This is a genomic window from Lutimaribacter degradans (assembly GCF_023703375.1).
GTDB lineage: Bacteria > Pseudomonadota > Alphaproteobacteria > Rhodobacterales > Rhodobacteraceae > Lutimaribacter > Lutimaribacter degradans.
Map to the genome: position 1 here is coordinate 86,104 of NZ_JAMQGO010000004.1, position 12,447 is coordinate 98,550.

Sequence of the window (12,447 nt, forward strand, 5' to 3'; positions counted from 1 at the left end):
CGTTTGCCTTTTCGATCCGCTGCGCCGGCCTGTGGAACTGCCCGGCGAATCGGCCGGGTATTCCTTTTGCACGACAGTCTATCCAATGCCCCGTCAAAATGCGCCCCCTTTGACACCAAGCACTTAGCGCGTCCGCTTGATCTTGGGCACGGGGCTGGTATTGAGCACTGAGACCCAAGCCCCGCTATCAGAGGACATCCCCCCGTGGACATTTCAGCCCTGCGTTCCGCAAACCCCGATCACTGGATGCGCGCAGCCGCCATTCGCGCCCTGACGCTTGATGCGGTGCATGCCGCCAATTCCGGCCATTCCGGCATGCCGATAGGCATGGCCGACGTGGCAACCGTGCTGTTCGAAAAGCACCTGAAGTTCGACGCCGCCGCGCCGCTTTGGCCCGACCGTGACAGGTTCATCCTGTCGGCGGGTCACGGCAGCATGTTGATCTATTCGTTGCTGTACCTGACCGGCTACCAGCAAGTGACGCTGGAAGAGCTGCGCAATTTCCGCCAGTGGGGCGCGAAAACGGCCGGCCACCCCGAGAACTTCCTGCTGGACGGGGTCGAAACCACCACCGGCCCGCTGGGCCAGGGGCTTGCCAATTCGGTGGGCTTTGCCATGGCCGAGGAAATGCAGCGCGCCACCTTCGGCAGGAAGATCGTCGATCATTTCACCTACGTGATGGCGGGCGACGGCTGCCTGATGGAAGGGGTCAGCCAGGAGGCGATCACCCTTGCGGGCCGACAGCGCCTGGGCCGGCTGATCGTGATGTGGGACAACAACAACATCACCATCGACGGCCAGGTTTCGCTGGCCGACGACACCAACCAGGTGGCCCGGTTCAAATCGGCGGGCTGGCACGTGCAGGAAATCGACGGTCACGACCCCGAGGCCATCGACGCCGCGCTGGCGGCGGCGAAGAAATCGCGCAAACCCTCGATGATCGCGTGCAAGACGCATATCGCGCTGGGCCATGCGGCACAGGACACGTCCAAGGGCCACGGGGCGCTGACCGATGCGGGGCAACTGGCCGCCGCGAAACAGGCCTATGGCTGGACGGGCGGCCCCTTCGAGGTGCCCGAGGCGATCAAGGCGCAATGGGAAGAGATCGGCCGCCGCGGTGCGCCCGAGCACGCCGCCTGGCAAGAGCGGATGGCAGAGCTGTCCGAGCGCCGCCGGGCCGAGTTTGAACGCAGGCTGGCGGGCGACGTGCCGAAAAAGCTGTCTGCCGTGATCCGCGCGCTGAAAAAACAGGTCAGCGAAAGCACGCCCAAGGTGGCAACCCGCAAATCCAGCGAAATGGTGCTTGAACTGGTCAACCCGGTGATGGGCGAAACCGTGGGCGGCTCGGCCGACCTGTCGGGCTCGAACAACACGCAGACCGCCGATATGAGCGTTTTTGACGTGGATAACCGCAAGGGCCGCTACGTGCATTGGGGCATCCGCGAACACGGCATGGCGGCGGCGATGAACGGCATGGCGCTGCATGGCGGCATCCGGCCTTATGGCGGCACTTTCATGGCGTTCACCGATTACGCACGCCCCGCCATGCGCCTGGCCGCGCTCATGAAGATTCCCAGCGTTTTCGTCATGACCCATGACAGCATCGGGCTGGGCGAGGATGGCCCGACGCACCAGCCCGTCGAGCACCTGGCGATCAGCCGCGCCACGCCCAACACGATGGTCTTCCGCCCCTGCGACACGGTGGAAACCGCCGAGGCCTGGGAACTGGCGCTGACGGCCAAGGCGACGCCGTCGGTTCTGTCGTTGACGCGGCAGGGCGTGCCGACGCTGCGCAACCAGCACAAGGTCAAGAACCTGACGGCGCAGGGCGCCTATGTCCTGGCCGAGGCCGAGGCCGGCAAGCGCCAGGCGATCCTGATCGCGACCGGCTCGGAAGTGGCCATCGCGATGGAGGCGCGTGCGACGCTGGAAGCCGAGGGACTCGGCACCCGCGTGGTTTCGATGCCCTGCATGGAGCTGTTCGCGGAACAAGACGAGGCATATCGCCGCCGCGTGCTGCCTGCCGGGCCGGTGCGCGTGGGTGTCGAGGCAGCGGTGCGCCAGGGCTGGGACCGCTGGCTGTGCGGCGAGCGCGGGCGCGAAACCAAGGCCGGGTTCATCGGGATGAACAGCTTCGGCGCGTCGGCCCCGGCAGAGGTTCTGTACGAAAAGTTCGGGATCACTGCGGAAGCCGTGGTGAACGAGGTAAAACGCCTGCTGGGCTGACCGTCGCCCCCGCCTTGCGCCGGGTTTTCACGAAAAATCGGGCGAAAATCCATGAAACATGGATTTTCAACAGATCACGCGGACCGGTTCATTGTTGCAGAAAACGATGAACCGGTCCGCGTTCTCGACCATGGGAAAACCGCAGCGTGGGCGCGGGAATGGGCAGATGCGCTTTCATGCCGGCACCCTGCGCGCGCAGCGGTTAAACCGCGGTTAATGATCGGTGGTCTTCTGGCCCGTCACGACCGCGATCGCCGGGCCGACCACCCGCGTCACGATGGGAATCAGCAGCAGCCCCCACCCCAGGCCCAGCAGGCCGTCGCTCAACGCGGTGACCGCCCATTTCACGGCGCCCGCGCCGCTTTCGATGCCGCCGGCCACCGCCGCGGCCAGTTGCTTGATCTGGTCATACGGCACGTCCAGGCCCAGATCATGCAGCCCGTGCACCATGATCGAACCGCCCACCCACAACATCGCCGCCGTGCCCACCACCGACAGCACCTTCAGCAGCACCGGCATGAATTTCACCAGCCCCCGGCCAAAGGTCCGGCCTGCCCCGGTGCGCGCGTTCTTCGCCATGAACAGGCCCACGTCGTCCATCTTCACGATCAGCCCGACCGAGCCATAGACCGCGATGGTCACGATGATCCCCACCAGCGCCAGCGTGGCGCCCTGCATCCAGATATTCGGCGCCTCGATCGCGGCCAGCGAGATGGTCATGATTTCCGCCGACAGGATGAAATCGGTCTTGATCGCCCCCTTCACCTTTTCCTCTTCGAGGTGGCCGGGGTCTTTTACCGACATGTCGGCCGCGACATGCTTGTCGGCATGGGGAAACAACGTGTGGAATATCTTTTCCGCGCCTTCGAAACAAAGGTAAGACCCGCCCAGCATCAGCAGGGGCGTCACCATCCACGGCGCGAAATTGGCCAGCAAAAGCGCAACGGGCAGCAATATTACCAGCTTGTTGAAGAAAGACCCGCGCGCGATGCGCCAGATGATCGGCAATTCGCGCGCGGGCGCGAAGCCTTGCACGTATTTCGGCGTCACGGCCGCGTCGTCGATGATGACACCGGCCGTCTTGCTGCCGGCCTTCGCGGCGGCGGCGGCCACGTCATCAACACTGGTGGCCGCGACCTTCGCGATCGCCGCCACATCATCCAGCAATGCCAAAAGACCGCTCATACCTGCAAACCCCTGCCTGACCCGTTGACGCCACCCTACTCCATGCAGCGCGCGCCGCAAGGCCGCTGCTTTGTCGGGCTGTTAGCGCAACCGCCGTCGGTTTGCGCTAACAGCGTGTAAAACCGCCGCTTTTCACCTTTCCGGCGCGGGCGGCGCACACTATACCGCGCGCAAACTCACTCTCATGTGCAGGAGATCAGGAACATGACCATCACGCTTGGCATCAACGGGTTTGGACGTATCGGGCGCTGCACCTTGATGCACATCGCCGAGGCCGCGCGCCAGGATGTGCGCGTGGTCAAGGTGAATGCCACCGGCCCGTTGGAAACCGCCGCTCACCTGATCCGCTATGACAGCGTTCACGGGCGTTTCGGTAACGAGGTCAAGATCGGCGATGGCACGATGGACCTGGGCCAGGGCGAGATGCAGATGTTCTCGACCTATGAGATGGACGAGTTGGACTGGTCGGGCGTTGACGTGGTCCTGGAATGCACGGGCCAGTTCAACGATGGCGACAAGGCGAAAAAGCACCTGGATCGCGGCGCCAAGTCGGTGCTGATCTCGGCACCTGCCAAGAACGTGCAAAAGACCATCGTGATGGGCGTGAACGACGACCAGCTTGCCAAGGGCGATGTCATGATTTCGAACGGGTCATGCACGACCAACTGCCTGGCGCCGCTGGCCAAGGTGCTGGATGCCGGGATCGGCATCGAAAGCGGCATAATGACCACGATCCATGCCTACACGGGCGACCAGCCAACGCATGACCGCCGGCACAAGGATTTGTACCGCGCCCGCGCCGCCGCCATGTCGATGATCCCCACCTCGACCGGCGCGGCCAAGGCCCTGGGCGAGGTTCTGCCACAGCTCAAGGGCAAGCTCGATGGCTCGGCCATCCGCGTGCCCACGCCCAACGTGTCGGCGGTCGACCTGACGTTCGTGGCCAAAAGGGACGTGACCGAAGCGGATGTGAACGCGGTCGTGGCCGAGGCCGCGAACGGCGCGCTCAAGGGCATTCTGGGCTATGATGCCGCGCCCAAGGTCTCGATCGATTTCAACCATACCGAGGAAAGCTCGATCTTCGCGCCCGACCAGACCAAGGTGACAGGCAAGCGCCTGGTGCGGGTGCTGGCCTGGTATGACAACGAATGGGCCTTTTCGTGCCGCATGGCCGACGTGGCCGCCGCGATGGGCCGGCTGCTCTGACCCCGCGCGGGGCGCTTGCGCGGCGCCCCGGCCCGGTCCATACCTGTGCCATGCACAACCGCCCGGACCGCATATCATGACCAACCAGATCGCCATCGCGCTTGGGCTGCTGATCCTCGCCGCCCTAGGGTATGATCACTATTCGCAAGACGGGGCCGCCCTGCTGTTCCTTGCCAAGAAGGGGCTGGCGCTGATCGAATGGCTGGCGTTCTGGCGGTGACGTGACGACCCGCTGGCCAGCGCGGCCCCCTGCCCCTATCGTTGCGGTCAAACGATAACGGGGGTTTTGAAGATGCTGACGATCCTTTGGCTTGTGCTGGGGCTGGTGGCGCTGACAGTGGCGGGGCTGGTCTGGTTCACTTGGAACACCAAACGCAAGGTCGAGGCCGCGGTGCCCCCGCGCGGGCAGTTCATCGAGATATCGACCGGGCGGCTGCACTATGTCGACAAGGGCCAGGGCCCGGCCATCGTGATGGTGCACGGGCTGGGCGCGCAACTGGGCAATTTCGATTACGCGCTGGTTGACGCGCTGGCCGAGACCCATCGCTGCATCGCCATCGACCGGCCCGGCATGGGCTGGTCGGAGCGGCCCGAGGGCGCGGCAGCCAACCCGCGCGCGCAGGCCGGCTACGTGGCCGAGGTGATCGACAAGCTGGGGCTGGACCGCCCGCTGATCGTGGGTCATTCGCTTGGGGGTGCAATCGGCGTTTGCCTTGCGCTGGACCACCCCGAAAAGATCCGTGGGCTGGCCTTGCTGGCCCCGCTCACGCGCGGGGGCGATGCGCCCTCGCCCGCATTTGCCAGCCTTGGCATAAGGTCGCCGCTGATGCGGAAGATTGCCGCATGGACGCTGGCCACGCCTATGGGCATGCGCAGCACCGACCTGGTTTTCGATCTTGTATTCGGCCCCGACCGGGTGCCCGCCGATTACGGCACGAAAGGTGGCGGGCTGTTGGGGCTGCGGCCCGGGTCGTTCGTCGCGACCAGCCGCGATTACGTGGCGTCGATGACGGATATCAAGTGGATGCGCGCCGGCTATGCCGAGATGCCCGTTCCAATGGCCGTTCTGTTTGGCGAGGACGACAGGATCCTGTCGGCCGAGACCCAGGGGCGCAAGCTGGTGGCCGAGCATCCCGCGATCACGCTTGAACTGATCGCCGGCGGGCACATGTTGCCGCTGACCCGGCCCGAGGCCTGCACCGATTTCATCCGGCGCAACGATCCGGGGGTTTAGGCCCGCCTAGCCTTTGTCCAGCTTGGCCAGAAGCCTGTTCTTGACCAGGGGCGGGATGAATTTCGACACGTCGCCATCGAGCCGGGCGATTTCCTTGACCAGCTTCGACGCGATCGCCTGGTGGCGTGCATCGGCCATCAGGAACACGGTTTCAACCGAGCTGTCGAGCGCGCGGTTCATCCCGACCATCTGGAATTCATACTCGAAATCGGCCACCGCGCGCAGGCCGCGCACGATCACCTGCGCGCCCACGTCATGGGCGCAGTTGATCAACAGGTTCTCGAACGGATGCGCCACGATCTCGGTGCCGGTTTCCTCGCTCAGGGCCTTGCACTCGGATTCGATCATGTCGACCCGCTCTTCCAGCGAGAACAGCGGCCCCTTGTCACGATTGATCGCCACACCGATCACCAGCCGGTCAACCAGTGTCGCCGCGCGGCGGATGATGTCGATATGACCCAGGGTGATCGGGTCGAAAGTGCCGGGGTAGAGGCCGATGCGCATGACTGTCCCTCGCTCAACGCGTTTTTGGTTGCCAGCACGCAATAATATTGCCCGGCGGAATGCAACCCGATTTTGCCCGGGCCGCCTAATGGCCCATGATCATGCCCTCCAGCGCGTTGCGTTCCATCGCCAGTTCTTCCAGCCGCGCCTTGACCACGTCGCCGATGGTCACGATCCCCACCAGCGCGCCGTTCTCGGTGACCGGCATGTGGCGAAACCGGCCATCGGTCATGCGTTGCAACACGTTGTCGGCGGTATCCTCGCGGCGGCAGCAACTGGGGTTGCGGGTCATCATTTCGTCGACCGTTTCCGACAGGCAGACCGCCCCGCGCAGGGCCAGGTTGCGCACGATGTCGCGTTCGGAAAGGATGCCCTCGACCGCCGCGCCATCGCTTGAAACGATCACGCCGCCGATCCGACGTTCGGCCAGGATCTGCGCGGCATCCGACACCAGCATGCCCGGCTTGACCGTGATAACAGGGCCCTCGCCCTTGGATTTAAGGATCTGATGGACCAGCATGACGCGCCCTCCCTTTGCTCGTGCAGGCCGGATCAGCGTCGCGCGGCCGCGACATTCTGTCAAGTTTGCGCTCAGCTTCGCGCTTCAAGCCGCGCAACCTCGGCGCGCAACCCCTCGCTCAGGGCGGCGGCGAACCTGTTCAAACGCTCAAGCCGCTGGTCGTCGGCGTGACGGATCAGGTAGAAACTGCGGGTCAGGCTGATCTTGTCGGGCAGCACCTTGAGGATGCCGTGGCCCGAGGGAATGGCAAAGTCATGCACCACGCCGATGCCACCGGCCTTGCGCAACCAGTTGAACTGAACCGAAACCGAGTTCGAGGCCATGGTTACCCGCTCGACCCCGATCTCGTTCAGGTAATCCAGTTCCTTGTCGAAGATCATGTCGGGGATGTAGCCGATGATCCGGTGACCGCGCAGATCATCAAGCGTCTTGATGGGCGGATGATGCTTGAGATAGGCGCGCGATGCCGCAAGGTGCAGCTTGTAATCGGTGATCCGCTGCACCAGCAGGCGGCCGGTGGCGGGCGGGCTGACGCCGATGGCCATGTCTGCCTCGCGCTTGGACAGGTTCACCACGCGCGGCAGCGCGACGATCTGCACTTCGAGGTCGGGGTTCTCGGCCATGATCTGCGTGCAGACCTGCGGCAGAAGGTAGTTGGCGCACCCATCCGGCGCGCCAATCCGAATTTGCCCCGACAGGCTGCCGGCCTGGCCCTGGACCTCTTCCAGGGCGCCGGCCATGGCCTGTTCGGCCCGTTCGGCATGGGTCAGCAGGCGCTGGCCCGCATCCGTCATCGCGTAGCCCTGGGGCGATTTGGCGAAAAGCGCGGTGCCCATCCCCTCTTCCAGCCGGGCGATGCGGCGGCCCACGGTGGCCGGATCGACGCGCAGCAGCTTGCCCGCGCCCGACAGGCTTTCGGTGCGGGCCACGGCCAGAAAGATGCGCAGGTCGTCCCAATGGATGTCGGTGCCGCTCATGTCCTGCCCCCTCTTGCAAATTCGCAATACCTTTTTGGAATCTTGCCTCTATACCTGTGAATTTTGCAAGCCTATCCTGTCGGTGATAGATCAGAGGAGGATTCCATGCAGGAACTGACCCACTATATGAACGGCGAACACGTGAAGGGCACTTCGGGCCGCTTCGCCGATGTCTTCAACCCCGCCACCGGCGAAGTGCAGGCAAAATGCCCGCTGGCCAGCACCGACGAAATGGCCCGCGCCGTCGACTTCGCCGCCGCCGCGCAACCGGCATGGGGCGCGGTCAACCCGCAGCGCCGGGCGCGGGTGATGATGGAATTCGTCCGGTTGCTGAACCGCGACATGGACAAGCTGGCCGAGGCGCTGAGCCGCGAGCACGGCAAGACGCTGCCCGACGCCAAGGGCGATGTGCAGCGCGGCCTTGAGGTGGTGGAATACTGCATCGGTGCGCCGCAACTGCTGAAGGGTGAGTTCACCGACAGCGCCGGCCCCGGCATCGACATGTACTCGATGCGCCAGCCGCTGGGCGTCACCGCGGGCATCACGCCCTTCAACTTTCCCGCCATGATCCCGATGTGGATGTTCGCGCCCGCCATTGCCTGCGGCAACGCCTTCATCCTCAAGCCGTCCGAGCGCGACCCGTCCGTTCCGCTGATGCTGGCCGAACTGATGGAAGAGGCCGGCGCGCCCAAGGGTATCCTGCAGGTCGTCAACGGCGACAAGGAAGCGGTTGATGCGATCATTGACCACCCGGTGATCCAGTCGATCGGCTTTGTCGGCTCGACCCCCATCGCCGAGTACATCTATGGCCGGGGCTGTTCGAACGGCAAGCGCGTGCAGTGCTTTGGCGGTGCGAAAAACCACATGATCATCATGCCCGATGCCGACATGGACCAGGCCGCCGACGCGCTGGTGGGTGCGGGCTATGGTGCGGCTGGCGAACGCTGCATGGCGATTTCCGTGGCCGTGCCGGTCGGCGACGAAACCGCCGACCGCCTGATCGAAAAGCTGGTGCCGCGCATCGAAAAGCTGAAAGTCGGCCCCTACACGGCAGGCGACGACGTGGATTACGGCCCCGTCGTGACCGCCGCGGCCAAGGAAAAGATCCTTGGGCTGGTGCAATCCGGTGTCGACCAGGGCGCCGAGCTGGTCGTGGATGGCCGCGATTTCAACCTGCAGGGTTACGAGGACGGGTTTTTTATCGGCCCGCATCTTTTTGACCGCGTGACGCCCGACATGGACATCTACCAGCAGGAAATCTTTGGCCCCGTCCTGTCGACCGTGCGCGCCGGCAGCTACGAAGAGGCGCTGCAACTGGCCATGGATCACGAGATGGGCAACGGCACCGCGATCTTTACCCGCGATGGCGACGCCGCGCGCGATTTCGCCGCCCGGGTCAACGTGGGCATGATCGGCGTCAACGTGCCGATCCCGGTGCCGCTGGCCTATCATACCTTCGGCGGCTGGAAGAAATCGGCCTTTGGCGACCTGAATCAGCACGGGCCGGACGCGTTCAAGTTCTACACCCGCACCAAGACCGTGACCGCACGCTGGCCCAGCGGCATCAAGGAAGGTGGCGAGTTCAACTTCAAGGCCATGGACTGAGCCTGACACACCAGAATGCCGCGCGGCCCCCGGTCGCGCGGCATTGCCTTGCCGGATCGGGACATGGCGGTTTCCTATCATATATTCCCCGATAAGGGCTTGGTTTACGTCCGTTACTCCGGGTTTGTCCGGGCGGATGAAACCCTGGATGCGTTCGCGCGTTTCATGACAGATGCCGAAGCCGGGCGCTGCCACAGGCACCTGGTCGATCTGCAAGATGTCACCGGCATTGCCCTCGACCACCCCGGATTGCTGCACATGCAGGCCCGCAAGGCGGATTTCCTGGGCACAGGCGGCGCCGAAACGCTGATGGCCTATTTCGCGACAACGCACGAAACCATCAAGCTGGCATGCATGGTGCAACGCAGCTGGGATGGCCTGCGCGGCGTGGTTGCCCGCATTTTCGACGACGAGGCGCAGGCGCTGTCGTTTCTGGGGGTTGCCGGGCTGAACATGGCCAGGTTGCGGGCCGTCGCACCCGGGTAGAGCGACCAGCTTGCGCCGGCTGGCAGCACGTCTGCCGCCTTGGCATGGCCCATGCACCCTTCCACTTGTTTTCGCGCACGATCCCTGCTGAACTGACCCGGCAGGGAGGATCAGCCGATGGCCATCGCACAACCGGATTTCACCATCGGCATCGAAGAGGAATACCTGCTGGTCGATCGCGACAGCCTGGCCCTGTCGCCCGCCCCCACCGAGTTGATGGAACGCTGCGGCGCCGCGCTGGAGGGGCAGTTCAGCCCCGAATTCCTGGATTGCCAGGTGGAAATTGGCACCCGTGTCTGCGCCGACGTGGCCGAGGCGCGCGACGACCTGCGCCACCTTCGCAGCACCGTGGCGCGTATCGCGGCCGATTACAACCTGGCCCCCATCGCCGCCTCGTGCCACCCGTTTGCCGATTGGCGCCAGCAGCACCATACCGACCGCGACCGTTACAACAGCCTGCGCCAGGATCTTGCCGGCGTGGTGCGGCGGATGCTGATCTGCGGGATGCATGTGCATGTTGGAATCGACGCCCCCGACCAGCGCATCGACCTGATGAACCAGCTTGCCTATTTCCTGCCGCATCTTCTGGCGCTGTCCTGTTCCTCGCCCTACTGGCAGGGTGAGGATACCGGCCTGTCCTCGTATCGGCTGACGGTGTTCGACAACCTGCCGCGTACCGGCCTTCCGCCGCGGCTGGAAAGCTGGGGCAGTTTCGAACGCTCGGTGGCCGCGCTGACCGAGCTGGGCGTGATCGAGGATGCCAGCAAGATCTGGTGGGATCTGCGCCCCTCGTCCCGTTTTCCCACCATCGAGGCGCGCATTTGCGATGGTTCGCCGCGGGTGGAAACCACGCTGACGCTGGCGGCGCTGGTCCAGTCGCTGACGCGGATGCTGTGGCGGCTGAGCCTGAAGAACCAACGCTGGCGAATCTACGACACCTTCCTGGTCGACGAAAATCGCTGGCGCGCGCAGCGGTATGGCCTGTCGCAGGGGCTGATCAATTTCGGCGCGCACGAGATCGTGCCCCCTGACATGCTGGCCGACGAACTGGTGGCCCTGGTGGCCGAGGATGCCGCCGCACTGGATGCGCTGGCCGAGGTCGAAAACACCCGCGCCATCGTGGCGACGGGCAATTCCGCCAGCCTGCAACGCGGCGTTTATGCGCGCGCACGAGAGTTGGGCCGCGACCATGACGCGGCGATGCGCGCCGTCGTGGCCCACCTGATAGACGAGTTTCACGCCGATCTCTGAACCCCGGTTCCAACCGTTGAAAAACTGCTGTAAGGATTGGGAATTAAACAGTCGTTCAATTCGCCGCATCCCGGGAGGAGACAGATGGATTACGCACTGAGCGAAGAACAGACCGCCATCTTCGACATGGCCCATGCCTTTGGCCAGGAACATATCGCGCCCTTCGCGCAGCATTGGGAAAAACAGGGCACCATCCCCAAAGAGCTGTGGCCCAAGGTGGCCGAGCTGGGGCTGGGCGGGATCTACGTCTCCGAGGAATGGGGCGGTTCTGGCCTGAGCCGCCTGGATGCGACGCTTGTGTTCGAGGCGCTGGCCATGGCCTGCCCTTCGGTGGGGTCGTTCCTGTCGATCCACAACATGTGCGGCGGCATGATCGACAAGTTCGGCAGCGATGAAACCAAGCAGAAATGGCTGCCCGACCTGTGCGCGATGAACAAGGTCTTTTCCTATTGCCTGACCGAACCGGGCAGCGGCTCGGACGCGGCGGCGCTGCGCACGCGTGCGGAAAGGACGAACGAGGGGTATCGCCTGAACGGCACCAAGGCGTTCATTTCGGGCGGCGGCTATTCCGATGCCTACGTGACAATGGTGCGCACCGGCGACAAGGGGCCCAAGGGCATTTCGACGGTCGTTGTCGAATCGGGCGCCGACGGGCTGAGCTATGGCGGGCTTGAAGACAAGATGGGCTGGCGCAGCCAACCCACAGCGCAGGTGCAGTTCGACGATTGCACCGTACCGCTCGACAACCTGATCGGTGAAGAGGGCCGCGGGTTCAGCTATGCCATGGCGGGGCTGGATGGCGGCCGGTTGAACATCGCGGCCAGTGCGCTGGGAGCCGCGCAGCAGGCGTTGAACCTGACGCTGGCCTACATGGGCGAGCGCAAGGCCTTCGGCCAGACCATCGACCAGTTCCAGGCCCTGCAATTCCGCCTGGCCGAGCAAGAGGTAAAGCTGGAATCGGCCCGCACCTTCCTGCGGCAGGCCGCGTGGAAGCTGGACAATGGCGCGCATGACGCGACCAAGTTCTGTGCCATGGCGAAACTCCTGGTCACCGACAACGCCTTTGACGTGGCCAACCAGTGCCTGCAATTGCATGGCGGCTATGGCTACCTGGCCGATTACGGGGTGGAAAAGATCGTGCGCGATTTGCGCGTGCACCAGATCCTGGAAGGCACGAACGAGATCATGCGCATGATCATCAGCCGCCAGATGCTGGCCGATCGCGGCTGAGCGCCTGCCGGGCCTTGCCGCTG

General features: G+C 64.4%; 13 protein-coding genes. 9 read left to right on the forward strand and 4 right to left on the reverse strand.

Features of this window, described 5'->3' with window-relative positions:
* The first annotated feature begins 204 nt into the window (after positions 1 to 204).
* Both tkt and M8744_RS08370 read left to right on the forward strand, forming a co-directional pair.
* Positions 205 to 2,226, forward strand: coding sequence for a transketolase (gene tkt / locus M8744_RS08365; protein WP_251412994.1), 2,022 nt, complete (start codon positions 205 to 207; stop codon positions 2,224 to 2,226).
* A gap of 58 nt (positions 2,227 to 2,284) precedes the next feature.
* Positions 2,285 to 2,443: a hypothetical protein gene (locus tag M8744_RS08370; protein ID WP_251412997.1), complete on the forward strand. Its 159-nt coding sequence runs from the start codon at positions 2,285 to 2,287 to the stop codon at positions 2,441 to 2,443.
* Here the strand turns inward: M8744_RS08370 and M8744_RS08375 are convergent.
* Positions 2,440 to 3,411: a DUF808 domain-containing protein gene (locus M8744_RS08375; RefSeq protein WP_251413001.1), complete on the reverse strand. Its 972-nt coding sequence runs from the start codon at positions 3,409 to 3,411 to the stop codon at positions 2,440 to 2,442. The genes M8744_RS08370 and M8744_RS08375 overlap by 4 nt on opposite strands.
* Before the next feature lie 204 nt (positions 3,412 to 3,615).
* On the opposite strand from M8744_RS08375, the gene gap reads away from it, so the two are divergent.
* The 3 genes from gap (at position 3,616) to M8744_RS08390 (ending at position 5,851) form a co-directional block, all read left to right on the forward strand.
* Positions 3,616 to 4,617 carry a type I glyceraldehyde-3-phosphate dehydrogenase gene (gene gap, locus M8744_RS08380; RefSeq protein ID WP_251413018.1) on the forward strand — a complete coding sequence of 334 codons (1,002 nt, stop codon included), beginning with the start codon at positions 3,616 to 3,618 and terminating at the stop codon, positions 4,615 to 4,617.
* A 76-nt stretch (positions 4,618 to 4,693) separates the two neighbouring features.
* Entirely contained in the window at positions 4,694 to 4,837 is a 144-nt protein-coding gene (locus M8744_RS08385; protein WP_251413021.1) for a hypothetical protein, read from the forward strand.
* Positions 4,838 to 4,909: 72 nt separating this feature from the next.
* On the forward strand, positions 4,910 to 5,851 hold the full coding sequence (locus M8744_RS08390; RefSeq protein WP_251413024.1) for an alpha/beta fold hydrolase: 942 nt from the start codon (positions 4,910 to 4,912) through the stop codon (positions 5,849 to 5,851).
* A gap of 6 nt (positions 5,852 to 5,857) precedes the next feature.
* Here the strand turns inward: M8744_RS08390 and coaD are convergent, their stop codons facing one another.
* The 3 genes from coaD to M8744_RS08405 form a co-directional block, all read right to left on the reverse strand.
* On the reverse strand, positions 5,858 to 6,355 hold the full coding sequence (gene coaD, locus M8744_RS08395; protein WP_251413036.1) for a pantetheine-phosphate adenylyltransferase: 498 nt from the start codon (positions 6,353 to 6,355) through the stop codon (positions 5,858 to 5,860).
* Positions 6,356 to 6,440: 85 nt separating this feature from the next.
* Positions 6,441 to 6,875 (reverse strand): CBS domain-containing protein, encoded by a 435-nt coding sequence (locus M8744_RS08400; RefSeq protein WP_251413038.1) that lies wholly within the window; start codon positions 6,873 to 6,875, stop codon positions 6,441 to 6,443.
* Positions 6,876 to 6,946: 71 nt separating this feature from the next.
* A complete protein-coding gene (locus M8744_RS08405) occupies positions 6,947 to 7,837 on the reverse strand; it encodes a LysR family transcriptional regulator (protein ID WP_251413785.1) in 891 nt (296 codons plus the stop codon).
* Positions 7,838 to 7,957: 120 nt separating this feature from the next.
* Here M8744_RS08405 and M8744_RS08410 point away from each other — a divergent pair, with 120 nt between their 5' ends.
* The 4 genes from M8744_RS08410 to M8744_RS08425 all read left to right on the forward strand — a co-directional run bounded on the left by M8744_RS08410 (position 7,958) and on the right by M8744_RS08425 (position 12,424).
* Positions 7,958 to 9,457, forward strand: coding sequence for a CoA-acylating methylmalonate-semialdehyde dehydrogenase (locus tag M8744_RS08410; protein WP_251413041.1), 1,500 nt, complete (start codon positions 7,958 to 7,960; stop codon positions 9,455 to 9,457).
* Between the two features lie 165 nt (positions 9,458 to 9,622).
* The gene (locus M8744_RS08415) at positions 9,623 to 9,943 is read left to right on the forward strand and encodes a hypothetical protein (protein WP_251413046.1); all 321 of its coding nucleotides are present in this window, start codon (positions 9,623 to 9,625) and stop codon (positions 9,941 to 9,943) included.
* Between the two features lie 117 nt (positions 9,944 to 10,060).
* On the forward strand, positions 10,061 to 11,194 hold the full coding sequence (locus M8744_RS08420) for a carboxylate-amine ligase (protein ID WP_251413052.1): 1,134 nt from the start codon (positions 10,061 to 10,063) through the stop codon (positions 11,192 to 11,194).
* An 84-nt stretch (positions 11,195 to 11,278) separates the two neighbouring features.
* On the forward strand, positions 11,279 to 12,424 hold the full coding sequence (locus M8744_RS08425) for an acyl-CoA dehydrogenase family protein (RefSeq protein ID WP_251413056.1): 1,146 nt from the start codon (positions 11,279 to 11,281) through the stop codon (positions 12,422 to 12,424).
* Positions 12,425 to 12,447 lie beyond the last annotated feature (23 nt).

Bases quoted from the DNA above. Each gene is read 5' to 3' on its own strand.
- M8744_RS08370 (WP_251412997.1), top strand. From the start codon at position 2,285: ATGGATTTTCAACAGATCACGCGGACCGGTTCATTGTTGCAGAAAACG.
- M8744_RS08375 (WP_251413001.1), bottom strand. From the start codon at position 3,411: ATGAGCGGTCTTTTGGCATTGCTGGATGATGTGGCGGCGATCGCGAAG.
- gap (WP_251413018.1), top strand. From the start codon at position 3,616: ATGACCATCACGCTTGGCATCAACGGGTTTGGACGTATCGGGCGCTGC.
- M8744_RS08385 (WP_251413021.1), top strand. From the start codon at position 4,694: ATGACCAACCAGATCGCCATCGCGCTTGGGCTGCTGATCCTCGCCGCC.
- M8744_RS08390 (WP_251413024.1), top strand. From the start codon at position 4,910: ATGCTGACGATCCTTTGGCTTGTGCTGGGGCTGGTGGCGCTGACAGTG.
- coaD (WP_251413036.1), bottom strand. From the start codon at position 6,355: ATGCGCATCGGCCTCTACCCCGGCACTTTCGACCCGATCACCCTGGGT.
- M8744_RS08400 (WP_251413038.1), bottom strand. From the start codon at position 6,875: ATGCTGGTCCATCAGATCCTTAAATCCAAGGGCGAGGGCCCTGTTATC.
- M8744_RS08410 (WP_251413041.1), top strand. From the start codon at position 7,958: ATGCAGGAACTGACCCACTATATGAACGGCGAACACGTGAAGGGCACT.
- M8744_RS08415 (WP_251413046.1), top strand. From the start codon at position 9,623: ATGACAGATGCCGAAGCCGGGCGCTGCCACAGGCACCTGGTCGATCTG.
- M8744_RS08420 (WP_251413052.1), top strand. From the start codon at position 10,061: ATGGCCATCGCACAACCGGATTTCACCATCGGCATCGAAGAGGAATAC.
- M8744_RS08425 (WP_251413056.1), top strand. From the start codon at position 11,279: ATGGATTACGCACTGAGCGAAGAACAGACCGCCATCTTCGACATGGCC.